29 protein-coding genes, 1 pseudogene and 1 riboswitch are annotated in these 26,423 nt (G+C 69.9%); of the genes and pseudogenes, 16 read left to right on the top strand and 14 right to left on the bottom strand.

From position 1 onward, the window contains the following. Positions 1–84 precede the first annotated feature (84 nt). Positions 85–483: a MerR family transcriptional regulator gene (locus ACFWY9_RS03400; protein WP_378329583.1), complete on the bottom strand. Its 399-nt coding sequence runs from the start codon at positions 481–483 to the stop codon at positions 85–87. 45 nt (positions 484–528) lie between these two features. Between ACFWY9_RS03400 and ACFWY9_RS03405 the strand changes: the two genes are divergently transcribed. The 5 genes from ACFWY9_RS03405 (at position 529) to ACFWY9_RS03425 (ending at position 4,576) form a co-directional block, all read left to right on the top strand. Then, positions 529–1,893: a DHA2 family efflux MFS transporter permease subunit gene (locus ACFWY9_RS03405; RefSeq protein WP_378338034.1), complete on the top strand. Its 1,365-nt coding sequence runs from the start codon at positions 529–531 to the stop codon at positions 1,891–1,893. 128 nt (positions 1,894–2,021) lie between these two features. Continuing rightward, positions 2,022–2,636 (top strand): FABP family protein, encoded by a 615-nt coding sequence (locus ACFWY9_RS03410; RefSeq protein ID WP_378329581.1) that lies wholly within the window; start codon positions 2,022–2,024, stop codon positions 2,634–2,636. A gap of 13 nt (positions 2,637–2,649) precedes the next feature. Further along, positions 2,650–3,258: a 5-oxoprolinase subunit PxpB gene (pxpB, locus tag ACFWY9_RS03415; protein ID WP_378338035.1), complete on the top strand. Its 609-nt coding sequence runs from the start codon at positions 2,650–2,652 to the stop codon at positions 3,256–3,258. Beyond that, on the top strand, positions 3,258–4,115 hold the full coding sequence (locus ACFWY9_RS03420; protein ID WP_378329579.1) for a biotin-dependent carboxyltransferase family protein: 858 nt from the start codon (positions 3,258–3,260) through the stop codon (positions 4,113–4,115). The genes pxpB and ACFWY9_RS03420 overlap by 1 nt, the downstream gene beginning before the upstream one ends. 5 nt (positions 4,116–4,120) lie before the next feature. Next, positions 4,121–4,576: a hypothetical protein gene (locus tag ACFWY9_RS03425; protein WP_378329586.1), complete on the top strand. Its 456-nt coding sequence runs from the start codon at positions 4,121–4,123 to the stop codon at positions 4,574–4,576. A gap of 286 nt (positions 4,577–4,862) precedes the next feature. On the opposite strand, the gene ACFWY9_RS03430 is transcribed toward ACFWY9_RS03425, so the two are convergent. After that, positions 4,863–5,711 carry an aminodeoxychorismate lyase gene (locus ACFWY9_RS03430; protein ID WP_378329578.1) on the bottom strand — a complete coding sequence of 283 codons (849 nt, stop codon included), beginning with the start codon at positions 5,709–5,711 and terminating at the stop codon, positions 4,863–4,865. Between the two features lie 150 nt (positions 5,712–5,861). Here ACFWY9_RS03430 and ACFWY9_RS03435 point away from each other — a divergent pair, with 150 nt between their 5' ends. Genes ACFWY9_RS03435 through ACFWY9_RS03445 form a run of 3 tightly spaced genes read left to right on the top strand, consistent with a single transcriptional unit; the run spans position 5,862 to position 8,543 of the window. Further along, entirely contained in the window at positions 5,862–6,992 is a 1,131-nt protein-coding gene (locus tag ACFWY9_RS03435) for a YgfZ/GcvT domain-containing protein (protein WP_378338036.1), read from the top strand. A gap of 55 nt (positions 6,993–7,047) precedes the next feature. Continuing rightward, positions 7,048–7,614, top strand: coding sequence for an aerial mycelium formation protein (locus tag ACFWY9_RS03440; protein ID WP_378329576.1), 567 nt, complete (start codon positions 7,048–7,050; stop codon positions 7,612–7,614). Continuing rightward, on the top strand, positions 7,611–8,543 hold the full coding sequence (locus ACFWY9_RS03445) for an asparaginase (protein ID WP_378338037.1): 933 nt from the start codon (positions 7,611–7,613) through the stop codon (positions 8,541–8,543). The genes ACFWY9_RS03440 and ACFWY9_RS03445 overlap by 4 nt, the downstream gene beginning before the upstream one ends. Positions 8,544–8,545: 2 nt before the next feature. Here ACFWY9_RS03445 and ACFWY9_RS03450 read toward each other — a convergent pair whose 3' ends face one another. Continuing rightward, the gene (locus ACFWY9_RS03450; RefSeq protein WP_378338038.1) at positions 8,546–9,451 is read right to left on the bottom strand and encodes a hypothetical protein; all 906 of its coding nucleotides are present in this window, start codon (positions 9,449–9,451) and stop codon (positions 8,546–8,548) included. Between the two features lie 207 nt (positions 9,452–9,658). Between ACFWY9_RS03450 and ACFWY9_RS03455 the strand changes: the two genes are divergently transcribed. From ACFWY9_RS03455 to ACFWY9_RS03465, 3 genes are all read left to right on the top strand, one after another. Then, on the top strand, positions 9,659–9,850 hold the full coding sequence (locus ACFWY9_RS03455; protein ID WP_378329573.1) for a DUF3073 domain-containing protein: 192 nt from the start codon (positions 9,659–9,661) through the stop codon (positions 9,848–9,850). A gap of 125 nt (positions 9,851–9,975) precedes the next feature. Next, a complete protein-coding gene (locus tag ACFWY9_RS03460) occupies positions 9,976–10,836 on the top strand; it encodes a 3-hydroxybutyryl-CoA dehydrogenase (protein ID WP_378338039.1) in 861 nt (286 codons plus the stop codon). An 81-nt stretch (positions 10,837–10,917) separates the two neighbouring features. Then, a complete protein-coding gene (locus tag ACFWY9_RS03465) occupies positions 10,918–11,778 on the top strand; it encodes an alpha/beta fold hydrolase (protein WP_378338040.1) in 861 nt (286 codons plus the stop codon). Between the two features lie 219 nt (positions 11,779–11,997). Here the strand turns inward: ACFWY9_RS03465 and ACFWY9_RS03470 are convergent, their stop codons facing one another. Genes ACFWY9_RS03470 through ACFWY9_RS03485 form a run of 4 tightly spaced genes read right to left on the bottom strand, consistent with a single transcriptional unit; the run spans position 11,998 to position 16,181 of the window. After that, positions 11,998–12,834: an ECF transporter S component gene (locus tag ACFWY9_RS03470; RefSeq protein ID WP_378329570.1), complete on the bottom strand. Its 837-nt coding sequence runs from the start codon at positions 12,832–12,834 to the stop codon at positions 11,998–12,000. Beyond that, entirely contained in the window at positions 12,831–14,432 is a 1,602-nt protein-coding gene (locus ACFWY9_RS03475; RefSeq protein WP_378329569.1) for an ABC transporter ATP-binding protein, read from the bottom strand. Before ACFWY9_RS03475 ends, ACFWY9_RS03470 begins: the two co-directional genes overlap by 4 nt. Next, positions 14,429–15,529 (bottom strand): CbiQ family ECF transporter T component, encoded by a 1,101-nt coding sequence (locus ACFWY9_RS03480; RefSeq protein WP_378329568.1) that lies wholly within the window; start codon positions 15,527–15,529, stop codon positions 14,429–14,431. Before ACFWY9_RS03480 ends, ACFWY9_RS03475 begins: the two co-directional genes overlap by 4 nt. Next, positions 15,516–16,181 carry a hypothetical protein gene (locus ACFWY9_RS03485; RefSeq protein ID WP_378338041.1) on the bottom strand — a complete coding sequence of 222 codons (666 nt, stop codon included), beginning with the start codon at positions 16,179–16,181 and terminating at the stop codon, positions 15,516–15,518. Before ACFWY9_RS03485 ends, ACFWY9_RS03480 begins: the two co-directional genes overlap by 14 nt. A gap of 88 nt (positions 16,182–16,269) precedes the next feature. Next, a riboswitch (cobalamin riboswitch) is annotated at positions 16,270–16,390 on the bottom strand. A gap of 48 nt (positions 16,391–16,438) precedes the next feature. On the opposite strand from ACFWY9_RS03485, the gene ACFWY9_RS03490 reads away from it, so the two are divergent. The 3 genes from ACFWY9_RS03490 to ACFWY9_RS03500 all read left to right on the top strand — a co-directional run bounded on the left by ACFWY9_RS03490 (position 16,439) and on the right by ACFWY9_RS03500 (position 19,226). Beyond that, positions 16,439–17,347 carry a Gfo/Idh/MocA family protein gene (locus ACFWY9_RS03490; protein WP_378329566.1) on the top strand — a complete coding sequence of 303 codons (909 nt, stop codon included), beginning with the start codon at positions 16,439–16,441 and terminating at the stop codon, positions 17,345–17,347. Positions 17,348–17,592: 245 nt separating this feature from the next. Next, a complete protein-coding gene (locus ACFWY9_RS03495) occupies positions 17,593–18,285 on the top strand; it encodes a VanZ family protein (protein ID WP_378329565.1) in 693 nt (230 codons plus the stop codon). A gap of 179 nt (positions 18,286–18,464) precedes the next feature. Beyond that, entirely contained in the window at positions 18,465–19,226 is a 762-nt protein-coding gene (locus tag ACFWY9_RS03500) for a GNAT family N-acetyltransferase (protein WP_378329564.1), read from the top strand. Between the two features lie 12 nt (positions 19,227–19,238). Here the strand turns inward: ACFWY9_RS03500 and arfB are convergent, their stop codons facing one another. The 6 genes and pseudogenes from arfB to ACFWY9_RS03530 form a co-directional block, all read right to left on the bottom strand. Further along, on the bottom strand, positions 19,239–19,667 hold the full coding sequence (gene arfB, locus ACFWY9_RS03505; RefSeq protein WP_378338042.1) for an alternative ribosome rescue aminoacyl-tRNA hydrolase ArfB: 429 nt from the start codon (positions 19,665–19,667) through the stop codon (positions 19,239–19,241). 39 nt (positions 19,668–19,706) lie between these two features. Then, positions 19,707–20,777, bottom strand: a complete 1,071-nt coding sequence (gene purM, locus ACFWY9_RS03510) for a phosphoribosylformylglycinamidine cyclo-ligase (protein WP_378329562.1) — start codon at positions 20,775–20,777, stop codon at positions 19,707–19,709. 30 nt (positions 20,778–20,807) lie between these two features. Then, complete coding sequence (gene purF, locus ACFWY9_RS03515; protein WP_378329561.1) at positions 20,808–22,346, bottom strand: amidophosphoribosyltransferase; 1,539 nt, start codon at positions 22,344–22,346, stop codon at positions 20,808–20,810. A 246-nt stretch (positions 22,347–22,592) separates the two neighbouring features. Beyond that, positions 22,593–22,898: a hypothetical protein gene (locus ACFWY9_RS03520; RefSeq protein ID WP_378329560.1), complete on the bottom strand. Its 306-nt coding sequence runs from the start codon at positions 22,896–22,898 to the stop codon at positions 22,593–22,595. Then, complete coding sequence (locus ACFWY9_RS03525) at positions 22,885–23,124, bottom strand: DUF397 domain-containing protein (protein WP_345395669.1); 240 nt, start codon at positions 23,122–23,124, stop codon at positions 22,885–22,887. The genes ACFWY9_RS03520 and ACFWY9_RS03525 overlap by 14 nt, the downstream gene beginning before the upstream one ends. Positions 23,125–23,399: 275 nt before the next feature. Next, a pseudogene (locus tag ACFWY9_RS03530) lies at positions 23,400–24,278 on the bottom strand (helix-turn-helix domain-containing protein). A gap of 167 nt (positions 24,279–24,445) precedes the next feature. Between ACFWY9_RS03530 and ACFWY9_RS03535 the strand changes: the two are divergent. Continuing rightward, entirely contained in the window at positions 24,446–25,279 is an 834-nt protein-coding gene (locus tag ACFWY9_RS03535) for an SAM-dependent methyltransferase (protein WP_378329558.1), read from the top strand. A gap of 1 nt (position 25,280) precedes the next feature. Here the strand turns inward: ACFWY9_RS03535 and ACFWY9_RS03540 are convergent, their stop codons facing one another. After that, complete coding sequence (locus ACFWY9_RS03540) at positions 25,281–25,661, bottom strand: sterol carrier family protein (RefSeq protein WP_378329557.1); 381 nt, start codon at positions 25,659–25,661, stop codon at positions 25,281–25,283. Between the two features lie 53 nt (positions 25,662–25,714). On the opposite strand from ACFWY9_RS03540, the gene ACFWY9_RS03545 reads away from it, so the two are divergent. Next, on the top strand, positions 25,715–26,374 hold the full coding sequence (locus tag ACFWY9_RS03545; protein WP_378338043.1) for a type VII secretion system-associated protein: 660 nt from the start codon (positions 25,715–25,717) through the stop codon (positions 26,372–26,374). Positions 26,375–26,423: the final 49 nt, after the last annotated feature.

The raw sequence follows: 26,423 nt of genomic DNA on the forward strand, positions 1-26,423 counted from the left end.
CCCCGCGCGCTCGCGGGGTCGCCTCACCCGTCTTCGGGCCCCTTCCACCGCTGTCATGGCCACCAACCACCCCTTCATCGCGTCTTATTCGTCGAAAGTCCCCTTCAGCTCCCTGGCCGTGTGCGCCCGCAATTCGGGGCAGTCCTTGACCGGGTCCTCACGGGGACACGACAGGAAATGGCCGAGGAACTTCTCCGCGGCTGCCAGCTTCTCTTGCTGTGCCCGAATTTCCGACAGTCGCGTTTGGACGGTTGTGCGCCAGTCGCCGTGCTGGGGCCCGCGCAGCAGGACGGCGATTTCGTCCAGGCTCAGCATTCCGGTGTCCCGCAGCATCTTCACCATGGCCAGCCGGTGCAGATCGTCCTCGCCGTAGTGGCGCGTGCCCGATTTCCGCGCCGGGCTGACGAGGCCGCGCTCGTCCCAGAACCGCAGGGCGGACGTGGTGATCCCCAGCCAGGCGGCGACTTCCCCGATGGATCGCATGGCACGAGTTGACTTCAAGCCGGGTTGAACCCGCAACCTGTGCGGGTGACCTTGACGAAAACCGTTACCAACACGGGCCGGGCAGGCCTGCTCGCCGCGATCTTCCTCGGCACGTTCATGTCGCTGCTCGACGTCAGCGTCGTGAGCGTCGCGCTGCCCTCGATCCGTCGCGACCTGAACGCCAATTTCGCCGCACTGCAATGGATCATCGACGGCTACACCGTCGCCCTCGCGGCGATGATCCTCTCCGGCGGCACGCTGGGCGACCGCTACGGCCGCAAGCTCGTCTACCTCGCCGGGCTCACCGGGTTCACCCTCGCTTCGCTGGCGTGCGGGCTCGCACCGAACCTCGGTTTCCTGGTCGCCGCCCGTGTCGTGCAGGGTGTCGCCGCTTCGGCGGTCATCCCGGGTGCGCTGGCGCTGCTCGCCCACGCCTTCGACGAGCCGAAGGAACGCGCCAGGATGATGGGGCTGTGGGGCACGATCGCGGGTGCCGCGTTCGTGGTCGGCCCGCTGGTGGGCGGTCCGCTGACCGACGCACTGGGCTGGCAGACGATCTTCCTGGTCAACATCCCGATCGGCGCGGTCGCGGTGTTCGCCGGACTCCGCGGCATCACCGAGTCCGCCGATCCCGGACACGGCTCGCTGGATCTGCCGGGTCAGGCGCTTTCCGTGCTCTGGATCGGGACTCTCACCTACGCGGTGATCGAGGCGGGCCGCGTCGGCTTCACCTCGCTGGTGCTCGTCGTCGGCACGATCGGTCTGGGCGCGCTGGCGGTGTTCCTCGCCGTCGAATTCCGCGCCGCGCATCCGATGCTGCCGGTGCGGCTGTTCGGGCGGCCACGGTTCTCGGTCGCGATCCTCGCGTCGTTCACCCTCGGCTTCGCCGCCTATCCGGCCGCGTTCCTGATCGGGATCTACCTGCAGCAGGCACGCGGTGCCTCCGCGACCGAAGCGGGTGTCCAGATGCTGCCGTACGTGCTGGGCAACGTCGTCGCCGCGTTCGTCGCGGGCCGCCTGTCCGCGCGCTTCGGCGCGAACCGGGTGCTGCCGGTCGGCTACCTGATCATCACCGCGGGGGCGTCCGGCTTCCTGCTGCTCGACGCGGTGACCCCGTTCTGGCTGGTGGCCGCGGTCTTCGCGGTGCTGGGCTTCGGCGGCGGGCTGGCCATCACGCCGACGAACCTGGTCGGACTCGCCGGACTGCCCGGCACCCGCGCCGGGACAGCGTCGGCCACGGTCAACGCCGCCCGCCAGACCGGCACCGCGCTGGGGGTCGCGACGCTGGGCGCGCTGGCGGCACAGCGGGCGGACTTTTCTTCCGGACTCCACCTGGCGATGACGGTCGCCGCGGTCACCCTGCTGGTGGTGACCGTGCTCACCGCGGCGACCCTGCGGGAGGCCGGCTGAGTGGTGGCGGACTATTCTCCCCGGTGTGGAGATCCTGTTTACGACCTTGCTGGTGATCGCCGGTATCGCGGTGCTGTGGTTTGCCGCGTACGTCGTCTACCGGCTGTACGCCGACCAGCGCTGAGCCCATGACCTCGAGTGGCGACGAAGCCATCGCGGCCGCGGAAAAGCGCGCCGAGAGCACGCGTGACCGGAACCTCCCGCAGTTTGACGATCTGCCGATCCCGGCGGACACGGCGAACCTGCGGCTGGGCCCGAACCTCAACGACGCGTGCCTCGCCCTGCTGCCCCTGGTCGGGGTGTGGCGTGGCGAGGGCGAGATCGACTACCCGACGATCGACGGCCCGATCAAGTTCGCCCAGCAGCTCACGATCGCGCACGACGGCAGGCCGTTCCTCTATCACGAGGCGCGTTCCTGGCTGATCGACGACGACGGCAACGTCATCCGCCCCGCCGCCCGCGAGACAGGGTTCTGGCGGCCGCAGGAGGACGACACCATCGAGCTGCTGCTCACCCACAGCTCGGGAATCGTCGAGCTGTACTACGGGAAGCCGCGCAACCAGACGTCCTGGGAGCTGGGCACCGACGCGGTCATCCGCACCGCCACCGCCAAGGACGTCACCGCGGCGAAACGCCTCTACGGCCTGATCAACGGCGACCTCGGCTACGTCGAGGAGCGGGCCATGGTCGGCCAGGACATGCAGCCGCACGCGTCGGCGCTGCTCCGCCGCGTGGTGGGCTGACCGGACGGGTCCCGTGCGCTGGCGGCGGTACGGCGAGCACGCCGCGCTGCTCGACTGCGATTCGCTCACCCAGATGAGTGCCGCGCATGCCACGATCGTGGCCACCCGACCGGACGGCGTCGCCGAACTCGTCCCCGGCGCCCGCACCCTGCTGGTCGTGACGAACCCCGGTTCCTCAGCGCTCGACGACGTCCGCGCACTGCTCGAAGACGCTGACCTCACGCGGCCGCCGTCCACCGCTCCCCGGGAGATCACGATCGAGGTCCGCTACGACGGCGAGGACCTGGCGCTGGTCGCCGAGACGGCCGGACTGTCCGAAAAGGACGTAGTCGACCTGCACACCGGAGCCGAATACACCGTGGCGTTCACCGGATTCGCGCCTGGCTTCGGGTATCTGACCGGGCTTCCCGAACCGTTGCGGCAGCCGCGTCTCGAATCACCGCGGACGCGGGTGCCCGCCGGTTCGGTCGGGGTGGCGGGCGAGTTCACCGGTATCTACCCGACGCCCTCGCCCGGCGGCTGGCGGCTGCTCGGTCACACCGATACGACGTTGTTCGATCCGCACGCCGAGCGACCCGCGCTGCTCACGCCCGGGGATCGCGTCCGGTTCCGGAGCGTGTGATGCGGGCCCTCGAAGTGCTGGCGACCGGCGCGCTCGCGCTGGTGCAGGATCTCGGCCGCCCCGGCTACGCGCATCTCGGCGTGCCGCCGTCGGGCGCTCTCGACGTCGCGGCGTTGCGGCTGGCGAACCGGCTCGCGGGCAATGCCGAGTCGTACGCGGGGATCGAGGCGGTACTGGGCGGGCTGTCCGTGCGCGCGACGACGTCGTGCACCGTCGCGGTGACCGGTCCGCCGGTGCGGGTCCAGGTGGACGGGCGGGACGTCGGTTCCCACGTCGCCGTACACCTGCGGGCCGGGCAGACGCTCACGATCGGCACCCCCTCGACGGGACTGCGGTGCTACCTCGCGGTGTCCGGCGGGATCGCGGCCGAACCGTCGATGGGGAGCCGTTCGCGCGATGTGCTGGCCGAGATCGGGCCCGACCCACTGGTTCCCGGTGTGGTGCTGCCGCTGGGCGCCGTGCACGGCATTCCCGCCGGGGCGGACGTCGTGGTGCCGCCCGTGGCCGCCGCCGAACTCGTGGTGCCGGTGACGCTCGGGCCGCGCGACGACTGGTTCGACGACGTCGCACGCGGGCTGGGAACGTGGTGGACGGTGACGCCGGAATCGAACCGGGTCGGGCTGCGGCTCGACGGGACGCCGCTGCGCCGCGCCCAGGCGTACGCCGAGTCCGAACTGCCGAGCGAGGGCTTACTGACCGGCGCCGTCCAGGTACCCCCGAACGGGTTACCGGTGGTGTTCTTGGCCGACCATCCGACCACCGGCGGTTACCCCGTGGCGGCCACGGTGAGACGGGGATCACTTGATGCACTCGGACAGGTACGGCCAGGAACCAAGCTGCGGTTTGATCCGTCCTGATGGACGTGGAACAGGTAACGGTCACCGGTGGCGGGGGTTTCGTCGACATGAACACCGGCAAGCAGCCGGACCTGCCGGTGGCGCTGCGGATCGCGCTCGCCACCGGCCAGCTGCGCCGCCCGCTCGCCGACACCCTCGACGCCCTCATCGTCCAGCTCGTCGACGGTGACTACCGGATTCTCGGCCCCCTGCGGCTCCCGGAGGGCCGGCTGCTCTCGCCGAGCGCCGACTGGCCGCCCGCCGACGGCGCGCGCGTCACCTACTACCGCACCGCGATCCGCCACGGCCACCTGCCAGTCGCCGTCGTGCTCGCCGACGAGGGCCGCGAACTCATCCTCGACGGCCACCACAAGATCGCTGCCTACCGAGCCGAAGACGTGGCCCCCTGCCTCATCCGCATCAGCCCCGGCACCGCGACCACCGACGCGGACGCCGGCTCCGAGGACGCCGCCGCCTGCTGACCCCCTTGCTCGGGTGTCCCCCACCCGCTCCGGGGGGCGACCCCGCAACCATTCTATCGGCAGGGTAGGACAAGACCCCGGAAAACCAGGGTGAGCGGCAGGAGTTGTCCACACCGGCCGCTACCTGTGGACAACCATCTTCGAGAGCGGAAACCCGCAGGTGCAAGCGTTTGCGACCACGCTGCCCGCTCGCCTCGGCACAGAAGTCCGTGAAGGACTCCTGCCTACCCTGAGCGCCGGTAAGGAGTCCTTCACGGCTCGGCACGAAAGCCCAGAGCCCGGACGATCAGGCGTACTCGGCTTCGTAGGCCGCGACCAGCTCGCCGTGCACCGTGCCGGAGTCGGGCAGCGCGCGGCCGTCCAGCGTGTGCACCCGGGTCAGCAGCCGCACCGACGAGGCCAGGAAGACGCCCTCACCCTCGAGCAGATCCGACACGTGCAGCGGTTCGACCTTCACCGACCAGCCCGCCTTCTCCGCGCCACGGAACAACGCGGCCTGCGTCGTGCCCGGCAGGATGCCGATGCTCGACGGCGGCGTGTAGAGCGTGCGGTCCTTCGCGAGGACGACCGTCGAAGTCGGTCCCTCGAACACGGAACCGTCGGCTGCGGTGAAGATCACATCGCTCGCCCCGCGGCGCGCGGCCTCACGCAACGCGGCCATGTTGACGCCGTACGACACCGATTTCGCGCCCAGCAGCAGCCACGGCGCGCGCTCGGCGAGTTCCGGCGGGAAACCCCGTTCGAGCGTAATCACGGAGACGCCTTCGGTGCGTGCGCGTAGCACCTTCGGGTCGATCTCCATACCGAGCGCGAAGCCGGTCGGCCGCGCGTCGGGATCGCCGTCGACACCCCGGGTGTAGACGAGTTTCAACGCGATTTCCCTGCCGCCGCGCCAGTTCTCGATCACCGTCCGCGCGGTGCGCTCCCAGGCCGCGAGGTCGGGTTCCGGCAGGTCGAGCATCGCGGCGGACCGCGCCAGCCGGTCGAGGTGCGGCCGCAGCTCACGCGGCTTTCCGTCGACCACGAGGATGGTCTCGAACACCCCGTCACCGCGGAGCAGTCCGAGGTCGTCCACCCGGATGTGGGCGGCTTCGGGATCGGCCACAGTTCCGTCGAGAAAGACGAGTACGCGCATGGCGACACCCTACTCGCGCGAAATCACACGGAACCGATACCACAGGACCGATTACGCCGCGGGAAAGCTGGGTACTGAGCCGCGGACCACTCACCCGATACAGGAATCGACCGCGACGTCACACCGAGCCGAAAGACTAGGCTGGTATTCATGCCCTACCACTCACCGCTGCTCGATGCTCCCGGCTCGATCGCGCCGCCCGAGGGACACCCCGAAGCGGGAGTGCCGTGGCACTGGGGTGATCCGTTCGCCGAGCAGCGGACCGCTTCCCGTGGCGTCGTGGTGATCGACCGGTCGCACCGCGAGTTCCTCGCGGTCGCCGGCCGCGAGCGGCTTTCCTGGCTGCATCTGGTCATCTCCCAGCACGTCACCGAACTCGCGGAGGGCAGCGGGACCGAGGCGCTGGTTCTGGACAGCCAGGGCCGCATCGACACCCACATGGTGCTGGCGCACCTCGACGGAACGGTCTGGCTGGACAGCGATCCCGGCGCGGCGGCGACCAGCGCACTGCCGTCGGGCGGACGGCAGACGCTGCGCGAGTACCTCGAAGCGATGAAGTTCTGGTCCGAAGTGGACATTCGCAACGCGACGAGCGAACTGGCACTGCTCAGCGTCCTCGGGCCGGAGGCGGCCAGGGTGCTGAGCGCCGTCGGCGTCGAGGCGGGGCCGGAACCATACGCCGTGACAACGCTTCCCGGCGGCGGGTTCGTCCGCCGGATGCCGTGGCCGGGACGGTCCAGTGTGGACCTCGCGGTGCCACGCGCCGACCTCGCCGAGTGGTGGCGGAAGCTGACCGACGCCGGCGCCCGCGCGGCCGGGTCGTGGACGTTCGACGCGCTGCGGGTCGAGTCGCTGCGCCCCCGCCTCGGCATCGACACCGACGAACGCACGATCCCGCACGAAGTGGGCTGGATCGGCTCCGCCGCACACGTCGCGAAGGGCTGTTACCGCGGCCAGGAGACCGTCGCGAAGGTGCACAACGTCGGCCGCCCACCGCGGCACATGCTGCTTCTGCACCTGGACGGCTCCCCGGAGATCACCCCCGAGACCGGTGACGCGGTGCGCGTCGGTGATCGGGTCGTCGGCCGGGTCGGCAGCGTCATCCAGCACCACGAGCTGGGCCCGATCGCGCTCGCGCTGGTCAAACGCTCGACGCCACCCACGGCCGAGCTGCTCGTCGGCGACGAGGACCGCGTCGTGCAGGCCGCGATCGACCCCGACTCCATCCCGGCCGAGGGCGCCGCGCCCGGCCGGGAAGCCGCGCAGCGGCTACGTGGGTGAAGACTGTGAACCTTCGCCCCTGGCGTAGACCCCGGATGTAGAGCAGGATGACCCCGTGATCGAAGTCCGGCCTGGCGGACGGCGGCGCATAGACCGCGTGCTCGCCCCGGGATACCTCTCCGACCTCGGCGAACTGCCCCTAGCGGTACTTCGCGAGCGCCGGGACGAAGCAGCGCAGGAAGAGACGGATCTGTCCTACCTGCGCCGGTTGCTGCACGCCCGCATCGACATCGTGCGCGCCGAGCAGCAGCGCCGCAGCTCCGGCGGTGCCAGCAGCATCGTCGACCAGCTGGCGAGCATCCTCTCCGACAACGCGCTCGGGCCCGCCGCCGGATCGGGCAGGCACCAGCGGCTCGAACCGTCGCGCGCGGGAGAGCATCGGCGGCACGCCGAGGCGCTGATCGGCGACACCGACCTGACCGACGTCGGCTCTCTAACCGACGAGAAGCTGGCCGAAGCGCTGACGACGTACGCCGCGGAGGAGGCTTCGGTCTCGAAGTACCGGCGTCAGGTGCAAGGCGTGATGGACACGTTCAACGCCGAGATCGCGCGGCGCTATCAACATGGCGCGGCCACCGTCGACGAGCTGCTCGACACCGAACGCGGACGCGGAGAGCGATGACGAACCCGGTACTGGTCGAGGTCGTCCGGTCCGGGGTCGTGGAGAGCGTGCATCGCGGCGCGCTCGTCGTGACCGCGCCGGACGGCGAAGTACGGCTGGAGCTGGGCGACGTCCGGTCGCCGATGTACCCGCGTTCGGCGAACAAACCGCTGCAAGCGCTCGGCATGCTCCGTGCCGGACTGGTGTTCGAGGGCGATGACAGCGTCGAGAACCTGGCGTTGACCTGCGCCTCCCACTCCGGCGAACCGGAACACGTCAAGCGCGTGCTGACGATGCTGGAGGCCGCGGGGCTGACCGAGAACGACCTGGCGTGCCCGGCCGACTACCCGTTGGACGAGTCGAGCAAGCTCGCGGCGCCCGGGCCGCGGAAGGCGTCGATGAACTGCTCCGGCAAGCACGCCGGGATGCTCACGACCTGCGTCCGCGCGAACTGGCCGACCGAGAGTTACGAGGATCCCGCGCATCCGCTGCAGCAGGTCGTCAAGGAGACCGTCGAGGAATTCACCGGCGAGCGGATCGCCGCCACCGGGGTCGACGGCTGCGGCGCGCCACTGTTCGCCTTCCCGCTGCTCGGGCTCGCGAGAGCGTTCGGACGGCTCGTGCGGGACGAGGAAGCGCGCCCCGTCGCCGACGCGATGCGGGCTCATCCGTGGCTGGTCGCGGGGACCGGCCGGGAGGACACCGCGCTGATGTCCGCTGTGGACGGTCTGCTCGCGAAGGGTGGCGCCGAGGGTGTCCAGGCGTTCACCCTCGGAGACGGCACCGCGGTGGCGTTCAAGTTCGACGACGGGCAGAAGCGCGGCGCCGGACCGCTGGCCCTCGCGGTACTGCGCCATCTTGGCGTGGACACCGCGGGCCTCGACGCGCTGCGAGGTGTGGTGCTGGGCGGCGGACGTCCCGTCGGCGAGCTGCGCGTCGTCGGTCTCTAGCGTCAGTTCGCGCGTTCGTGGGCGGACAGGTCGCCCCAGAAGTCGCGCAGTTCGGAGAACAGCTCGGCCAGCTCCTCCACGTTGCCCGACCGCAGCGCGTCGAGGATGTCGTGCACCTCGTCGGCCGTCGTGTCGGACTCCAGGATCGAGTCGCCGAACAGCTGCACCAGCCCGCCGTAGTCCAGCTCGACCACGGAGCCGGAGTGGAAGTTGTCCAGCCAGCGGCGTGTCTCGAACAGCACCCGGCCCGGCCCCGAATCGCCGAACGTCGCCGCCAGCAGCTCACCCGCCTCGCGGGCGCGCTCGCGCGCGTCGCCGATCGCCGTCCGCCAGGACAGCTCCCGTGCCGGATCGTCGCGGCCCGAGCCGAGGACGAGCTTGCGTTCGTCGGGATCGATGAGCACGAACCACGGCAGCGGCACGCTCCACGTCGTCGAGAGCGTGTGCGCGGCGCTCGTGGTCAGATCGGCCATCGCCGCCTTGGTCCGCGAACGGATGCCCTCGGCGCTGAACCCCGCGGCCTCGAGGACCGTGTTCTTCAGTGCCGGGTGCGCGTCACCGAGGAAGGAGACCAGCGCCGCCGCCGAGCGCGCCCGCAGTTCCAACGGGCACACCAGTGGCAGGGGACCGACCTCGCCCCCGCGCCCCGGCGGGACTTCGTCGGGTTCCAGGACGAGGACGTCGGTGTGCACGCTCGCCGCCGGACGGCCGTCCGGGAGTTCCGCGGGCAGCAGTCGCTTCGACCCGCCCAACTGTGACTTGAGCCACAGCAGCTGTTCGCGGCCGCCCGCGTCGACGCGGCGCAGCTTCGCCGCGGCCACCGCCTCACGCAGGCGCGGATCCGGCGGGTCGCCCAGCGCGAGCAGCGGCTCATACACCCGCAGGTAGGCCACGAAGGGTCGGAGCACCACTGCATCGTGGCACGCCGACCAGCGACTATCGCCACCGACCAGCCGGTAACCAGCGTCCGGCGGACACTGAGGCCACAAGCACACCGTGCCACGTCGCATCGAACCCCCGGGACACGGTACGGTGTCAGCAGGAAAGAATTGTCGAGACGATGCGGGGCCGCCGATTCCCCCGGCCGCCCCGCCCCTGTGCGAGGGGGTCGAGCCATGGGGCGCGGCCGGGCTAAGGCCAAGCAGACGAAGGTGGCGCGAGAGCTCAAGTACAGCTCCCACGAAACCGACTTCGATGCTTTGCAGCGCGAGCTGTCGAGTAGTTCCTCGAACGACACCAGGCGTGACGAGGAAGACAAGCGCTACGAAGACCCATACGACGACTACGACGAGTACCGTCGTCGTTGAGCACTCGTGACACACGAGGGTGGTTCCGGGCCTGGCTCGGCAACCACCCTCGTGCGTCGTGTGCTGCCCAGATTTCGCCGTGACGCTCCTTGCCGGTTCGTCGCGGCACGACAAAGGAGTGACGGGTGACCGACGTAGCGCGGGTAGGAGTGGTCGGTGCCGGCCTGATGGGCTCCGGGATCGCCGAGGTGCACGCCAAGGCGGGGCTGGACGTGCTCGTCACCGAGGTGAACCAGCCGGCGCTCGACGCGGGCAGGGCCCGGATCGAGAAGTCACTCCAGCGCGGCGTCAAGAACGGCAAGCTGTCCGCCGAGGACACCGAAGCGGCGCTCGGCAGGCTGCGCTTCACCACCGAGATCGGCGAGTTCGCCGACCGTGACCTCGTCGTCGAGGCCATCCTCGAGCAGGAGCAGGCCAAGGTCGAGGTGTTCCGGCAGCTGGACAAGATCGTCGAGCGCCCGGACGCGGTGTTCGCCTCGAACACCTCCTCCATCCCGATCATGAAGCTCGGGATGGCCACCGGACGGCCCCAGCAGGTCGTCGGCATCCACTTCTTCAACCCCGTGCCGGTGCTGCCGCTGGTCGAGCTGGTCCCGTCGCTGCTGACCAGTGACGAGACCGCCGCCCGCGCCGAGGAGCACGCGACGTCGGCGCTGGGCAAGACCGTGATCCGCTCGCAGGACCGGGCCGGGTTCATCGTGAACTCGCTGCTCGTGCCGTACCTGCTCTCGGCGATCCGGATGATCGAGTCGGGCTTCGCCTCCGCCGAGGACATCGACCGCGGCATGGAGCTCGGCACCGCGCACCCGATGGGCCCGCTGCGGCTGTCCGATCTGATCGGGCTGGACACCATCAAGGCGATCGCGGACTCGATGTACGCGGAGTTCAAGGAGCCGCTGTACTCCTCACCGCCGCTGCTGCTGCGCATGGTGGACGCGGGCCTGCTCGGCAAGAAGACCGGACGCGGGTTCTACTCCTACTCGTAGCCTGGTAGCCGCAACTTTCGTAGTCGGCACCGGGTACTTTCTCGGCTGGTCGCGCTCCGGCGCGGCCGATTGACTGGCGGCATGCCATCCGAGAACGTCGCCACGTTCGTCTTCGCCGCGGGCGCGAACGGCGTGTCCGCCGTGCCGAACGATCTTGTCCTGTGTGGACACCGCTGCGTCGGCGTCGACCTGCCTGGCCAGCGGAGTACCGACGCCCAGTACCGACTGTCCTATCAGGCTCCGCAGGACCTCGAAGCGTTCGCCACCGAACGGTCTTCGCTGGCCGACGTCTCGGTCGCCGAGCAGATCGAGGCGACCGCCGAGGTCGTGCGGCGCGCCGCCGCGCACGGGCCGGTCGTGCTGGTGGGCGCGAGCATCGGCGGTGCGGCGATCAGCCTCGTCGCCAACCAGGTTCCCGAGCTGATCGACCTGCTCGTCTACGACACCGCGCTCTGCTGCACCGCCCTGGCGACGCCGGGCGACTACATGGCCACCCCCGAGGCCGCGTCAAGCCGGACGAGCGCGCTGCTCGGCTTTCTCGCGGCGGACCCGGCCGTGGTCGGCGCCCTCCGGTTCAACTGGCGGACGAACAATCGGGACCTGCTGGAAGCGGGCAAGGCGGCGTTCCTCACCGACGGGACCGACGCGGAACTCTTCGCCTTCCTCAACGCGATGGCCCCGGACGAGCTGATCGCCAAGAGCGCGACGGACTCCCGCGGCGACATCGCGACCTGGGGCCGGATCCCCCGCGTCTACGTGCGGCACCTGCGCGACAACATCATTCCGCTCGCCCTGCAGGACCGGATGATCCGCGAGGCGGACGCCGCGACGCCGGACAACCCCTTCACCGTGTTCGACCTGGACGCCGGTCACGTGCCGAACGCGGCGAAGATGACCGAGCTCATCGCGCTGCTGGACCGCTGCGTACCGGTTCGAAGCTGACCGGGGCGTCGAAAGCGGCTCGGCGGGCGGCCCTGCGCTGAACGACGATCCCTGCGGCGGCCCCTCCGAGGGACGCCTTGGGTGCGCTCAACACACCAAGGGACGCCTTCGGTGCATCGAACGCACCGAGGGGAGCCCTTGGTGCATCGTCACCACGAACGGGACCCAGCCACCGACCCCTGCGTGCCCCGCGGCCAGCCGTGGTTCCGCTGGTCGCGGTCAGCTTCCGGCGTCAAAGGTGACCGGGGCGTCGAAGGCGGCTCGGCGGGCGGCCCTGCGCAGCACCGCCAAGACAGCCGGGCCGACCAGGATGATCGCGGCGAGGTTCGTCACCGCGCGGCCGGTGTCCCAGCCGAGCGTCGAGGAAAGCACCGTGTACGCGAAGAACCGGTGCAGGTTCTCCAACAACGGCGCGCCCGGCACGAACTCCAGGCCCGCGGTGGCCCCGGTCAGCGAGGTCCCGAGCAGGAACGGCCAGTGCCACATGTTCATCAGGAAGCCGAAGAAGTAGGCCGCGAACACCCCGTACACCCCGAGCAGCGCGATTTCGGCCCTGCCCCGCGGCCGTTTCGGCAACAGCCCGGCACCAAGGCCGATCAGCGACGAGGCCAGCATCTGGAACGGCAGCCACGGCCCCACCCCGGCGGTGAGCAGCGCCGAGGTGAACATCGACGTCGAGCCCAGCACGAACCCGAAACCGGGCCCGAACACCCGGCCGGCGAGCACGAGCAGGAAGAACACCAGCTCGATGCCGCCGGTCCCGGCGCTGAGCGGCCGCAGCCCGGCGTTGATCGCGGACAGCACGCCGAGCATCGCGAGCGCCTTCGCGTCGATGCCGCCGCTGGACAGCTCGGCCAGCACGACCAGGATCAGCACCGGCAGGGTGGCCATGAAGATGAACGGCGCGTCCATCCCGTGTGCCTGCGCCCCTGGCTGCGGATGGGCGAACAACGGCCAGACGAACATCGTCACGCCCAGCACAGCGGCCACCGCGAGGACGAGCGCGGTGCGCGGGCCGACCCGTACCACCTTGGTCTGGGTAAGGAAGTCCGTCACTGTCCCAGGGCCTTCGCGACCTCGGCGACGGTGAGCCACGCTTGCGGCGCGAGAATCTTCGCGACCTGCGGAGCGAACGCGGGCGAAGCGACGACGACGTCCTTCGTCGGCCCGTCCGCGACGACCTCGCCCTCGGCCATGACGATCACGCGATGCGCGACCGTCGCCACGAACTCGACGTCGTGGGTGGCCACGACGATTGCCCTGCCCTGTGCCGCCAGCTCGGCGAGCACCTCCGCGAAATGCCGTTTCGCGTGGTAGTCGAGGCCCCGCGTGGGTTCGTCGAGCAGCAGCACCGGCGGTGCCGCGGTGAGCTGAACGGCGAGTACCAGCGAAAGCCTTTGCCCCTCGGACAGGTCACCCGGATGCAGCGCGCCGGCGATGCCGGGGGTGAGCCGGTCGAGCAGGCGCCGCGCGGTGCCGGGCGACGCACCGGATTCGCGGTCGGCCTGCGTACATTCGGCGTCGACCGAATCGAGGTACAGCAGGTCGGCCGGGGTCTGCGGGACGAGCCCGATCCGAGTGCGTGCCTGCCGGGGCTTGAGCGCGTGCGGATCCTCGCCGCCGACGTCGACCTTGCCGCCCGACCGCGGACCGCTGCCCTGCAACGCCCACAGCAGCGACGACTTGCCCGAGCCGTTGCGCCCCATCAACGCGAGGATTTCCCCCTGCGCGAGCCGCAGATCCACCCCGCGCACCGCCGTCACGTCCCCGTACCGGACCTGCACCGCCTCCGCCCGCAACGCCGTGTCACCGGAGGTCGTGACCGCCTGCGGCCCGGCGGTCCCGGAAAGCCGCTCCCGCAGTGCTCCGGCACGGCGGCGGGCATCACGGACGGACAGCGGCAGCGGCGACCAGCCCGCGAGCCTTCCCAGCTCGACGATCGGCGGCGCGACCTCGGCCGTCTCCAGGATCTCCGCCGGCGTCCCCGCCCGCACCGAGCCGTCCCCCGGTAGGTAAAGGAGCCGGTCGGCATACTGCGCGACGCGTTCGAGCCGGTGTTCGGCGACGACGACCGTGGTCCCGAGGTCGTGCACGAGCCGGGTGATCGCGGCCAGCACGTCCTCGGCGGCGGTGGGGTCGAGCGCGGACGTCGGCTCGTCGAGCACGAGCACCTTCGGATGCGCCGTCAGCACCGCGCCGATCGCGACCCGCTGCTGCTGCCCGCCCGACAATGTCCGAAGTGGACGGTTGCGCAGCTCGGCGACGCCCAGCAGGTCCAGGGTTTCCTCGACGCGCTTGCGCATGACCTCCGGCGGGACGGCCAGCTGTTCCATGCCGTACGCCAGCTCCTCCTCGACGGTGTCGGTGACGAACCCGGCCAGCGGATCCTGGCCGACAACGCCCACGACATCGGCGAATTCCCGCGGCGGATGCTGCGATGTGTCCTTGCCCGCGACGCGCACACGTCCCGAGAGACGCCCGCCGGTGAAGTGCGGGACGAGCCCGTTGATCGCCCCGAGGAACGTCGATTTCCCCGCCCCGGTACGCCCGGCGACGAGGCACAGCTCGCCCTCCTCGACAAGTAGGTCCACATTGGACAGTGCCGAGCCGGCGGCGTCCGGATAGGTCACACTGACGCGAGAGAACTCGATCACCGCGCCACCTCCAGCACCGGGACCGGACGCGGAGCGAGCCACGCCGGTACGACGCCGATCAGCAGCGAAAGCGCGTGCCACGGCGAAAGTTCGGGCCAGCGCAAGGGATTCAGCGACGGGTAGAGATCCGCGGCGTCGACGCGCCCGGTCACGAACAGCAGCGCGCACGCGGCCACCCCGGACAGCAACACCAGCGTCTCCTCCAGTCGCCACGGATCCGGCCGATAGCGCGTCCGCCGCACCCGGCGGCCACCGAGGACGAACCCGGCGGTGGCCACGACGAGCCCGGCCATCAGCATCGGTACGCCCAGCCAGGCCGACGTCCCGTCGAGCACGCCGTAGACGCCGACGCACACGCCGATCAGCCCGCCCAGTACACACACGCCGATCAGCACCCGCACCCGCGGGCTCAGGTAGCCGCGCCGCCCGTAGCCGCGGGAATCCATCGCGGCGGCGAGCCGCAGCGAACGGTTCATCGCATCCTCCAGCACGGGGATCACGACGCCCTTCAGTGCCTTCATCCCGCGCTGCCGCCCCGCGCGCAGCCGGCGCGCCCGCCGGACGCGCTGCACGCTCTCCACGAGCTGCGGCGCGACCGACAGTGCGACCGTGACCGCCGTGCCCACCTCGTACAGCGCCCCGGGGACCGCCTTGAGCAGGCGTTTCGGGTTCGCCAGCGCGTTCGCGGCGCCGACGCAGATGATCATGGTCGCCAGCCGCAGCCCGTCGTAGAACCCGCCGAGCAGTTCCTCCGCCGACGTCGGCCCGAGCAGCGTGACCCCGGCCATGACCGACGGCAGCGGGATGCTCGGCAGGGTGAACAGGACATGCCCGCCGTCCTCGCCGCCGATCAGGATCCGGAAGAGGATCCGCGTGGCGAGGACCACGGCGCCGACGTACGCGTAGAGCCGGAAGGCCACCGCCCACGGTGCGTCACTCCGCCGGTTCGCGACGACGAAGCCGACTACCGCGATGATCAGCCCGAGCAACAGCGGATTGGTCGTATGGCTGGCCGCGACGGCCAGCGACAGCGCCCAAACCCACCACGCGCCGGGGTGCAGCGTCCGCGGCGCGCGGCCGAAACTACCGAGCGCCACGTTTGCGCCGCGCGGCGACGATCCCGGCCGCGCCACCGATCACCACGAGAGCCGCCACACCGATCACGACACCCCACGGGAAGCCGCCCGACTCAGCCGGGACACCAGCCGACGACGTCGTCGCGGGCTGCTGCGCCGGACGAACCGGAGCGACCCGCGGCGGCGGGTTGGTACCGAAGGACTTTCCGCGCCAGAACGACCATCCCTCGAAGCCGCCCAGCGCGGGCTTGTGGGTCATCGCGCCCTCCTGGCTCGACACCCAGGCTCCGTTCGCGCCGTTCCAATACCCCCAGAAGTCCGTGGCCGAGGGCATCGCGGCGCACGATTCGGCGTCCGGCCCCGGTTTGCCGTCGATCCGGCAGGCCACCGCGAGCCCGAAGCGCTGCGAGCCGGTCACGGTGAAGCCCGCGTTCTGCAGCGCGGTCACGCCGTTCGGCTGATCACCGGGAGCACACCGGACCACCGGCTCGCCGCCGAGATCCCCGAAGTCGACGATCACCGTGACCCCGGCGCCGTCCTGGCAGTATCCCGGGCTGCCCTTGCCCTGGTCGGCGGCCGCGGACGTGACCGCACCGGCCCCGCCGAGCAGCACGAGCACACAGACGGCGAGCAGCCTCGCCAGGACCGCGGCCGGCTGACGTGTGAAAGACATCGGGCACCTTCCCCTTGTCCGTCGAAGGCGCCCCCGACCGGCGCGCGACGGCGTCAGCCCCAGGACCCCGCAGATGGACCTCGACATCGGAGTCGCACCAGGCACGGGCGATCCGGCTCACGGCGAGGCCGTTCACGGTTGCGGGTCAGCGCCGGACTTTCACCGGCTTCCCCCGGGCGAGGTGTCTAACCCGCTGACGTTAACCCACGGGAGGTGGGCTCCGGAAGCGACGCGAACCACACATACACTCACCGATCGTGGGACACGGACAGCTTCGAGTCGGCCTCATCGGCACCGGTCCATGGGCACGGACGGTGCACGCACCGGGCCTCGCCGATCACCCCGGGACGACGCTGAGCGCGGTCTGGTCCCGCCGTCCCGAAGCCGCCCGGGAACTCGCCGACGCGCACTGCGCCACCGCCGTCGACAGCATCGAGGAGCTGTTTTCGCAGGTGGACGCCGTCGCGTTCGCCGTTCCACCCGCTGTGCAGGCCGAGCTGGGCGTGCTCGCGGCCGAGGCGGGCAAGCACCTGATCCTGGAGAAACCGCTTGCCGCCGACCTCGCCGGGGCGCGCCGCCTCGCGGACGCCGTCGACGCGGCAGGCGTCGCCACCCTGATGGTGCTGATCCTGCGGTACGCCGAGCAGACCAGGGAATGGCTGGACGGGATCGCCGAAGCGGGCGGCTGGCGCGGTGGCGGGGCCCGGTGGCTGTCCGGCGCGCTGCTCGGCGGCCAATACGCGGGTTCGAGCTGGCGGACGGATTCGGGCGCGCTCGCCGACATCGGCCCGCACGCGTTCGACCTGCTCGACGCCGCGCTCGGCCCGATCACGGACGTCCTGGCCGCGCACCGCACCGACGACGACCTCTGGCAGCTGCTCTTCGCGCACGAAGACGGCGCGACCAGCACGGCGACGTTGACCCTGCGGCTGCCGATTCAGCCGACCGTGGTCGAGGTCGCGGTCTACGGCGAGCACGGCTACCGCACGCTGGGCCGGAAACCGGGCGCGGCGCGGGAGTCCTACACCGCGCTACTGGACGACTTCGCCGCGATGATCGCCAGCGGCACCACGGCACATCCCTGCGACGCGCGGCGCGGCCTGCACCTGCAGACGATCATCGAACGCGCGCGGGAAGTCGCGGACGGTAGCGGTCACCCGCAGTAGTACACAGCCGGGCGAAGTCTTTTTTCGTTGTGACGTAATACTTTTCCGCGTCCTGTCGAAATTCATCCACAGGGTTGTCCACAGCATCCACTGTGGACAGTGCCCGCTCGACCCAAGCACGGTTCCCGGCGGCTCGCCAACCGAAGATCACCGAATAGTGCGCCCCCTTAAACATGCCAAGTGGATCTTGCGGTGCAAGAGTGATCTTGCGGCGAGCCGATCTCGACAGTCGGGGAAGGGGACGGATGGCCGAGTTGCTGCACGTCTTCGGGGACATGATCCCGTTGTCGATCCTGGCTCTGTGCTACGCGTTCTTCGCCTGGCCGGTGCTCACCGCACACCGGGCGCGGATCGGCCCCCGTCGCCACGCGAGCGCCACCGCGGCACTGGACGTCACCCTCTGCACCTTCGGCGCACTGGTGCTGCGCCTGGCGACGATGCAGGTAGGAACGTCGCACGAGAGCATCCTGAACCTGGCACCGGGCACCGACCTGGTCGAGACGTTCTCCTGCGGAAGCGCGTTCTGGCAGACCACGGGCAACCTGCTGCTGCTCGTGCCGCTCGGCGCGTTGCTCCCGCTGCGCGTGCCCGCGCTGCGTTCGCTCCTGCGGGTCATGTGCACCGCGATGGCGACCTCGACGGCGATCGAGGGCACGCAGTACCTGATCCACGTCGGCCGCGTGACCTCGACCGACGACGTCATCCTCAACACCGTCGGCGCGACGCTGGGCGCGGCGCTGACCCGGCGGGCCTGGCGCGTGCTCGACCGTCTCGGCGCTCCCGAGCCCGCCGCGATCCCCGTCCAGCGCCGCCGGACGATCTGCACCTCACCGCCCCGCACGCTGCGCGTCCCCCGCTCGGTGTGGGACACGCGCTACGCGACCTGCCCGAACGAGGCCAGAACGGCCGAGGGGAACGCCGCCAGACGTTCCGGCTGAACCGCCGTTAATCACTTGCCCCGCGTGCGAGACTTCTCCCGACAGCTCCTCCTTCGAGCCAAGGACAGCCATTTGCCAACCGTCGCCATCGGCGTCGGTCGCAGCTAGGCCCGACGCCGCACCCCAGCGTCCTTACGCCCACGTGGCGTTTCCTTGTCCTGCTCGAAAGGCAGTCCGAAGTGTCATTTCTCAGCTTCGTCCAGTCCTACATCCGCACCATGGCGGCCCGCGGCCGCGAGACCGAGCGGATCGGCCCGTTCCTGGCCACCTACTCCACCCACACCGATCACCCGATGCTCAACTACGCCGTGCCGGACGACGGCGCGGTGCCGACCACGGCCGACGTCGACGCGCTGACCGAGGCCTACCGGCAGCGCGGCCTGATGCCCCGGCTGGAGTTCCTGACCGAGGTCATCCCGGCCGCCGAGGCCGTACTGCACGAGCGTGGCTACGCCCTCGAACGCCGGGTCCCGTTGATGATCTGCGCGCCGGAGGACGCGGTGGCGTGGCCGTGCCCGGACGACATCACGCTGCTGACGCCGGAAACCGACGTCGAATTCCTCGCGATGATCAACGCCCAGCGCGAGGCGTACGACGAGCCCGATCCGGCAAGCGACGACGACATCGCGTCGATGCGTGACCTGCTCGGCCGCGGCGGGCTCGCGGTACTGGCCGTGCACACCGCCACCGGCGACCCGGTCGGGGGTGGGGTCGGCACCGCGCTGGTCGACGCGACCACCGAGATCGCCGGGATCGGCGTGCGCGAGCGGTATCGGCGGCGCGGGATCGCGGCGGCGCTCACCTCGCAACTCACGCTCGAGGCACACCAGCGGGGCGGGAAGACGGTGTTCCTGACCCCGGCTGGCGAACCGGAGGAACGCCTCTACGCGCGGATCGGCTACCGCCGCGCCGCCGAATGCGTCCACCTCTCGCTGGCCTGACGCAAACGGAGTTCAGTCGTCGAAGCGGCCGCCGCGGCCACGTTTGACCTGGGCGCGGCGCTTCTTCGCCGCCAGCCGACGTTCCTTCGAACCCCGCGACGGCTTCGTCGCGCGCCGACGCGGCGGAGGCGGTGCCGAGGCCTCGAGCAGCAATGCCGCGAGACGGTCCCGCGCCGCTTCCCGGTTCATCAGCTGTGAGCGATGTTCACGGGCGACGATCGTGACGACGCCGTCGACCAGCCGAGACCGTAGCCGGGAAACGATCCGCTCCCGCAGGTCCTCGGGGATCGACGGCGACCGGACGACGTCGAAGGACAGCTCGACCCGCGAGTCGGTGGTGTTGACGCCCTGGCCTCCCGGGCCCGACGCCCGGGAGAACCGCTCGCTCAGTTCGGCGTCCGGGATCACGAACCGGGCGCCGACCACCACGTCCTCAGCCATGCCTCCAGTGTGACAGCCGGAGTCGAACCGATTAGCGGTTCAGAAGCGCGGGTGGTCACCCGAGAGCACCGCGCGCGGCCCGTCCGGGTCCTCCGCGGGCTGGACGTCACCGAGAATCCACGCCGGGACATGCCGCGCGGTCAGCACCGCGAGCGCCCTGTCGACGTCCTCGGCACCGACGATCGCGACCATGCCGACGCCCATGTTGAACGTCTTCTCCAGCTCGGCGCGTTCGACCTTGCCGCGCTGCCCGATCAGTGCGAACACGGGCGCCGGCGTCCAGGTCCCGCGATCGAGCCGCGCGACAAGCCCGCGCGGCATGACCCGCGCGAGGTTCGCCTCCAGCCCACCGCCGGTGACGTGCGCGAACGTCCGGACCTCGGTCTCGGCCACCAGCGCGAGGCAGTCCTTGGCGTAGATCTTGGTCGGCTCCAGCAGCTCCTCACCGAGCGTGCGGCCGAACTCCTCGACGTGCCCGTCCAGCGGCATCCGCGCGATGTCCAGCAGTACGTGCCGGGCCAGCGAATACCCGTTGGAGTGCAGCCCGGACGAGCCGAGCGCGAGCACCACGTCACCGGGCCGCACCCGCTCCGGGCCGAGGACGGCAGAGGCCTCGACGACGCCGATGCCGGTACCCGAGATGTCGTAGTCGTGCTCGGCCATCAGGCCCGGGTGCTCGGCGGTCTCCCCGCCGAGCAGCGCGCACCCTGCCTGGACACAGCCCTCGGCGATACCGCCGACGAGCGCCGCGACCTTCTCCGGGATGACCTTGCCGACGGCGATGTAGTCCTGCAGGAACAGCGGCTCGGCACCGGTGACGACGAGGTCGTCGACGACCATGGCGACCAGGTCGATACCGACCGTGTCGTGCTTGTCCAGCGCCTGCGCGACCGCGATCTTGGTGCCGACCCCGTCCGTGGACGAGGCGAGCACCGGCTCCTTCCACTTGTCCAGCTTCAGCGAGAACAGACCGGCGAAACCGCCGACACCGCCGCGCACCTCCGGCCTGCTCGCCCGCTCCGCGTGCGGCTTGAGCAGCTCGACGGCTTTGTCACCGGCATCGATGCTGACCCCGGCGGCGGCGTACGTGGCGCTCGTGGACTCGCTCACGACTGGTGGACTCCAAATCTGGGAAATGGTCTACGGACGCCGAACGGCGTCCTCGGCACCGTACCCGGCAGGGGTGACCGGCGTTGCCGCGCCATTGACCGAGTCGAGGCTTTCCAGCAGATGTTTGCCGATCAACGCGTCCTCGGGCAGCGGAATCGGGTACTCGCCGGAGAAGCACGCCGTGCACAACCGCGACTTCGGCTGCTCGGACGCCGAGACCAGACCGTCGAGCGAGATGTAGCCCAGCGAGTCGGCCCCGATCGACCGGCGGATGCCGTCCAGGTCGACGCCGTTCGCGACCAGCTCGGCCCGCGAGGCGAAGTCGATGCCGTAGAAACACGGCCAGCGCACCGGCGGCGACGCGATCCGGACGTGCACCTCCAGCGCGCCCGCCTCGCGCAGCATCCGCACCAGCGCGCGCTGGGTGTTGCCGCGGACGATCGAGTCGTCGACCACGACCAGCCGCTTGCCGCGGATGACCTCGCGCAGCGGGTTCAGCTTGAGCCGGATGCCCAGCTGGCGGATGGTCTGCGAGGGCTGGATGAACGTCCGGCCGACGTAGGCGTTCTTGACGAGGCCGGAGCCGTACGGGATGCCCGAGCCCTGCGCGTACCCGATCGCGGCCGGGGTCCCGGACTCCGGCACCGGGATGACCAGGTCGGCCTCCGCCGGGTGTTCGCCGGCGAGCTTGCGGCCGATCTCGACGCGGGTCGCGTGCACGCTGCGGCCGGCGATCGAGGTGTCCGGACGCGCCAGGTAGACGTACTCGAACACGCAGCCCTTGGGGTCCGGATTGGCGAACCGCGAGGAGCGCAGCCCCTCCGCGTCGATCGCGATCAGTTCACCGGGCTCGACCTCGCGGACGAAGGACGCGCCGACGATGTCCAGCGCCGCCGTCTCGCTCGCGACCACCCAGCCGCGTTCGAGCCTGCCGAGCACCAGCGGATGCACGCCGTGCGGGTCACGGGCGGCGTACAGCGTGTTCTCGTCGGAAAAGACCAGGCAGAACGCGCCGCGCAGGGTCGGCAGCAGGTCGAGCGCCGCCGCCTCGATGCCCTTGTCCGCGGCGTTCGCGGCGAGCAGGCCGCAGACCAGGTCGGAGTCGCTGGACGAGCCGGTGAGCCCGGCGTGCGGCTTGAGCCCCGCCTCGGCGGTCCGGTCCCGCAGCTCGGCGGTGTTGACCAGGTTGCCGTTGTGGGCGAAGGACAGGCCGCTGCCGGTCGCGGTGGTGCGGAAGATCGGCTGCGCGTTCTCCCAGATCGTCGACCCGGTCGTCGAGTACCGGCAGTGCCCGACGGCGATGTGCCCCTGCAGCGACTGGAGCACCTGCTCGTCGAAGACCTGGCTGACCAGGCCGAGGTCCTTGAAGACCACGATCTGCGAGCCGTCGGAGACGGAAATGCCCGCGGCCTCCTGGCCACGGTGCTGGAGTGCGTACAACCCGTAGTAGGTCAGCTTCGCGACCTCTTCTCCGGGCGCCCATACGCCGAAGACACCACACTCTTCGCGGGGCTCCGGATCGGGTTGGTCGGGTGCGGACTGTCCTGCGGGGGACGGGTCGGAAACCACCGAGGTGCTCCCAGGATGACGTGGTCAGGCCACGTCCAGTGTAAACGGTCCGGTTATGAATCCGGCCTCACCCGGCGTGGTCCTGCCCACTTCGGATTACCCACTGCCCCAATGACACAACCCCGGTACAACGCTCCGTGAACACCAGAGCGCGCCCCGCCACCCCGGACACGGGGATTTCGGCAAGGGCGCGCTCAGGGACACCGCCGGACTCCGGGGGACGACACCCGGAATCGAGGAAAAGGCTTACTCGTCGGGGAGCGCGAGCACCTCGGTGAGGACCTGCGCCCCTTCGCCGCGCGAGCGCCACAACCACCGCTCCGGCTCGAAGATGTTGTCCTCCGTGCCGGGCATCCGGGTGGCCTCGACGTCGTCTTCGGCGTTGAGCCGGACGACGTCGACCACGTGGTCGTGGACCCGTACGCCGACGACGGCCGACACCTCGCCCCGATCATCACTCTGGTGCACGAACTGATACCCCCGGGAAATCAGTTCCTGCAGCCCGGATTCGATATCGGTGATTTCGGGCACGAGGACATCACTGGAGGACATCGTCGAATTCACCATCCTTGGCGCCTGCGAGAAATGCGGCCATTTCCGCACGGGTGTACACCAATGCCGGACCGGTCGGAAATCGCGAATTGCGCATCGCGACATCCCCGCCGGCCAACGGCGCGACTTCCACGCAATTCCCGACGGCGCCGCTGTAGCTGGCCTTGCGCCACTGGGCGCCCGCCAGCCGGTCGGCCGGTATGCCGTTCTCGAACCGCTCTGCCATGGTCCCCACCTTCCCGAACAGTGAAGCCTGGACGATGCGCTCTCCTTCGGAGATGCATCTGCATGTGCATTTGCCTGTGAGTAGGACGCTAGCACGCGCTCCTGCAGCGGTAAATGCACGTGCAGAAGTTTTTGCAACTTTCTCGCTATGTAATAAACGCGCTGTTGAAAACCACCCTGACGAGCGGATAAAGCGTGGCTCGTTCAGGTCTACGACTACGAATCGTAACCATTTTCCGGACCTATTGCCCCAATCGTGGAAACGCGAAAGGGATGTCAGATTTCCTGACGACGCTTCGCGATCATCGAACGACTGCGTTCCGGCGTCTCCGCGTCGACCGCGAGCATGTCGAGAGCACGGCTGTACTTCTCGATCTCGTCCCGCTTCTCCAGGTAGTGCGCGCCGGTGAGGTACTCGACGTAGGCGATGTTCGGCAGCTCCGGCTCGGCGAAGCGCAGCAGGGAGAACGCGTGCTCCGCGGACAGGCCGCTGCGGTCGTACGGCAGGATCTGCACCGAGACGTGCGGCAGCGTCGTCATCTCCATCAGGTGCTCGAGCTGCTGTTTCAGCACCTTCGCGCCGCCGATCGGGCGGTGCAGGACCGACTCGTCGAGGACCGTCCACACCCGGGGCGAGTCCGGCCTGCTGAACATCTTCTGCCTGCGCATCCGGAGCGCGACCTTCTGGTCGATCCGGTCGTCGGCCATCTCGGGACGGCCGTGACTGAAGATCGCCCGCGCGTACTGCTCGGTCTGCAGCAGACCGGAGACGAACAGCGGCTCCCAGATCTGGATCCGCGACGCGGCCTCCTCCAGGCCGACCAGTCCGGAGAATCAGCTCGGCATGGTCTCGTTGAAGCGCCGCCACCAGCCGGGTTCGTTGGACTGCTTGACCAGCTCGAGGAACGTTTCACGGTCCTTCTCGTCGCTGACGCCGTACATCGTCAGCAGATCCGTGACGTCGCGTTCCTTGAAGCCCACCCGGCCCAGCTCGAGCCTGCTGATCTTGGACTCCGAGCCACGGATGCTGTAGCCCGCCTGCTGACGGGTGATGCCCGCTTCTTCGCGCAGCCGTCGCAGCTGCGAGCCGAGGATCATCCGGCGCGCGGTCGGACCCAGGCTCTGCTCACCACTGGACGCGTTGACCGCGTTCATGATCAGCCCTTCCGTACGACACGAATCTTCACCAGGAGATGCCAGTCCAGCTACTGAAAGTACACGCACCGGAGGCTGCCGCATAGGGATGGCTCGTGTTTACCGCGCGAGTACGTAGCTCTACTCTAAGTAGAGTAGAGATTTCCCCCACACCTTGCGAGGCCGTGATGACCGGAGCCACCAAATCGGAGCGATCCGTACCTGTCGGCGTGGACCCGACGCGGGCGAGTATCGCGCGCGTCTACGACGCGTTCCTCGACGGCAAGGACAACTACGAGATCGACAGGGAGACCCTGAACAAGGTGCTCTCGGTGGCACCGGAGGCGAAGGACCTCGCGACCGAGAACCGGTCCTTCCTCATCCGCGCCTGCCGGTTCATAGCCAGCCAGACCGGGATCACCCAGTACCTCGACTGCGGCTCGGGACTGCCCACCGTCGAGAACACCCACCACGTCGTCCAGCGGCTGGTCCCGGAGGCCACCGTCGTCTACGTCGACAACGACCCGGTGGTGCTCGCGCACGGGCGCGCGCTGCTGGAGGAGAACGAGAACACCCACTTCGTCTCGGACGACATCTTCGTGCCGGAAGACCTGATGAACAACAAGGACGTCCGCGAGTACATCAACTTCGACGAGCCGGTGGCGTTCCTTCAGCTGGGGACCCTGCACCACTACAACGGCCCGAAGGAGCGTCCCGCCGAGATCATGCGCGAGTTCGTCTCGTACCTCGCGCCGGGCTCGTTCGTCGCGGTCTCGCACTTCCTCGACCCGCAGGACGAGCACAGCCAGACCGCCCGCAAGATGGAGGACATGTTCCTGCACAGCCCCATGGGCTCCGGGACGTTCCGCACCAAGGAGGAGATCGAGGGGCTGTTCCCCGGCCTCGAGATGGTCGAGCCCGGTGTGACCCGCTGCGTCGACTGGTGGCCGGACGGCCCGCGCATCAAGGACCTCAGTGCCGCCCAGCACTGCATCGCGGGCGGCGTCGGCTTCAAGCGCTGAGTCAGATCCGCAGCAGGGGCAGCCACCGGGAGAGATCGGCACGCGAGCCGGAAGCGCTCACACGGCCGGTCTCGACCGCGGCTGCCCACTCGACGCGGCCCGTGGCGAGTTCGAGCCAGGTCCGCGGGTCCGTTTCGACGACGTTCGGCGGGGTGCCCCTGGTGTGCCGGGGCCCCTCGACGCACTGGACGGCCGCGAAGGGCGGCACGCGGACTTCGACACTGCGGCCCGGCGCGTCCGCGGCCAGTGTCCGCAGGCTCAGCCGGACCGCCGCGGCGAGTTCCGGCCGGTCCGGATCGGGGGCGTTCCCGTTCAGCCAAGGGGAAATTGCCGACACCGCCGCGCGTAACTCAGCGGGGTCGACCGAACGCGAAGAGACCATGGGGAAACAGTAGAGTGGCAGAACTAGATCCTTCAGGCACCCGGGACGTAGGGATGGCGATGGCGCAGCGGGACGAGGCAGATCGGATGGTTTCGCAGACTCCCGCGGGAAGGCCGGGTAAACCGGGTGGCCGGGGCAAGCCGGGCAAGACCGGCAAGCCGGAGATCACCGCCGAGATGCGCCGCAACGCGCGTGCCAACCCGAACAGCTGGCTGTACGTCATCGACGAGGCCTTCGACCCCAACGGCCCGGTGCCGTCGTGGGCCGTGGTCGGCGCCTATCCGGTCAACGCGGACGGGGACATCGTGGCGGACTTCCACCCCAACGACCGCTACCGGCCGTCGCCGAAGGCGCTGGGGTTCCCCGAACCGAGCAGCGAGCTCGAACGACTGCTCCAGCTCGTGCGCACCGAGCACCGGCCCGCCGAGGACCTCCCCCGCGTCATCCTGGACTCGACGCTGTTCGTGTACGCGATGTCGCCGGTGCAGCGCACGGTGATCGGCTTCCACAACACCGACGGGCGCGTCATGGTCCCGGCGTACACCGCGAAGTCGATGGTGCCGAAGGAGTGGCCGCACGCCAGGGCGGTGCTGGGGCGCGACATCGTCGGGCTGCTGGGCGGACACCCGGTGGCGATCAACCCGCACGACCGGATCACCGCGGTCGTGCCTGCCGAGCACCTGATCCGCGCCCTCGCGGACGAGCGGAAGTAGGCCCCGCGACAGTCCGTGAAGGCCTCCTTCACGGCATTCGGCGACACCT

It is taken from the genome of Amycolatopsis sp. NPDC059027 (assembly GCF_042739735.1).
GTDB lineage: Bacteria > Actinomycetota > Actinomycetes > Mycobacteriales > Pseudonocardiaceae > Amycolatopsis.

Bases quoted from the DNA above. Each gene is read 5' to 3' on its own strand.
- ACFWY9_RS03545 (WP_378338043.1), top strand. From the start codon at position 25,715: ATGGCGATGGCGCAGCGGGACGAGGCAGATCGGATGGTTTCGCAGACT.
- ACFWY9_RS03535 (WP_378329558.1), top strand. From the start codon at position 24,446: ATGACCGGAGCCACCAAATCGGAGCGATCCGTACCTGTCGGCGTGGAC.
- ACFWY9_RS03420 (WP_378329579.1), top strand. From the start codon at position 3,258: ATGCGGGCCCTCGAAGTGCTGGCGACCGGCGCGCTCGCGCTGGTGCAG.
- ACFWY9_RS03525 (WP_345395669.1), bottom strand. From the start codon at position 23,124: ATGGCAGAGCGGTTCGAGAACGGCATACCGGCCGACCGGCTGGCGGGC.
- ACFWY9_RS03400 (WP_378329583.1), bottom strand. From the start codon at position 483: ATGCGATCCATCGGGGAAGTCGCCGCCTGGCTGGGGATCACCACGTCC.
- ACFWY9_RS03465 (WP_378338040.1), top strand. From the start codon at position 10,918: ATGCCATCCGAGAACGTCGCCACGTTCGTCTTCGCCGCGGGCGCGAAC.
- ACFWY9_RS03410 (WP_378329581.1), top strand. From the start codon at position 2,022: ATGACCTCGAGTGGCGACGAAGCCATCGCGGCCGCGGAAAAGCGCGCC.
- ACFWY9_RS03485 (WP_378338041.1), bottom strand. From the start codon at position 16,181: ATGTCTTTCACACGTCAGCCGGCCGCGGTCCTGGCGAGGCTGCTCGCC.
- ACFWY9_RS03455 (WP_378329573.1), top strand. From the start codon at position 9,659: ATGGGGCGCGGCCGGGCTAAGGCCAAGCAGACGAAGGTGGCGCGAGAG.
- ACFWY9_RS03520 (WP_378329560.1), bottom strand. From the start codon at position 22,898: ATGTCCTCCAGTGATGTCCTCGTGCCCGAAATCACCGATATCGAATCC.
- ACFWY9_RS03540 (WP_378329557.1), bottom strand. From the start codon at position 25,661: ATGGTCTCTTCGCGTTCGGTCGACCCCGCTGAGTTACGCGCGGCGGTG.
- ACFWY9_RS03430 (WP_378329578.1), bottom strand. From the start codon at position 5,711: ATGCGCGTACTCGTCTTTCTCGACGGAACTGTGGCCGATCCCGAAGCC.
- ACFWY9_RS03435 (WP_378338036.1), top strand. From the start codon at position 5,862: ATGCCCTACCACTCACCGCTGCTCGATGCTCCCGGCTCGATCGCGCCG.
- ACFWY9_RS03445 (WP_378338037.1), top strand. From the start codon at position 7,611: ATGACGAACCCGGTACTGGTCGAGGTCGTCCGGTCCGGGGTCGTGGAG.
- ACFWY9_RS03495 (WP_378329565.1), top strand. From the start codon at position 17,593: ATGGCCGAGTTGCTGCACGTCTTCGGGGACATGATCCCGTTGTCGATC.
- arfB (WP_378338042.1), bottom strand. From the start codon at position 19,667: ATGGCTGAGGACGTGGTGGTCGGCGCCCGGTTCGTGATCCCGGACGCC.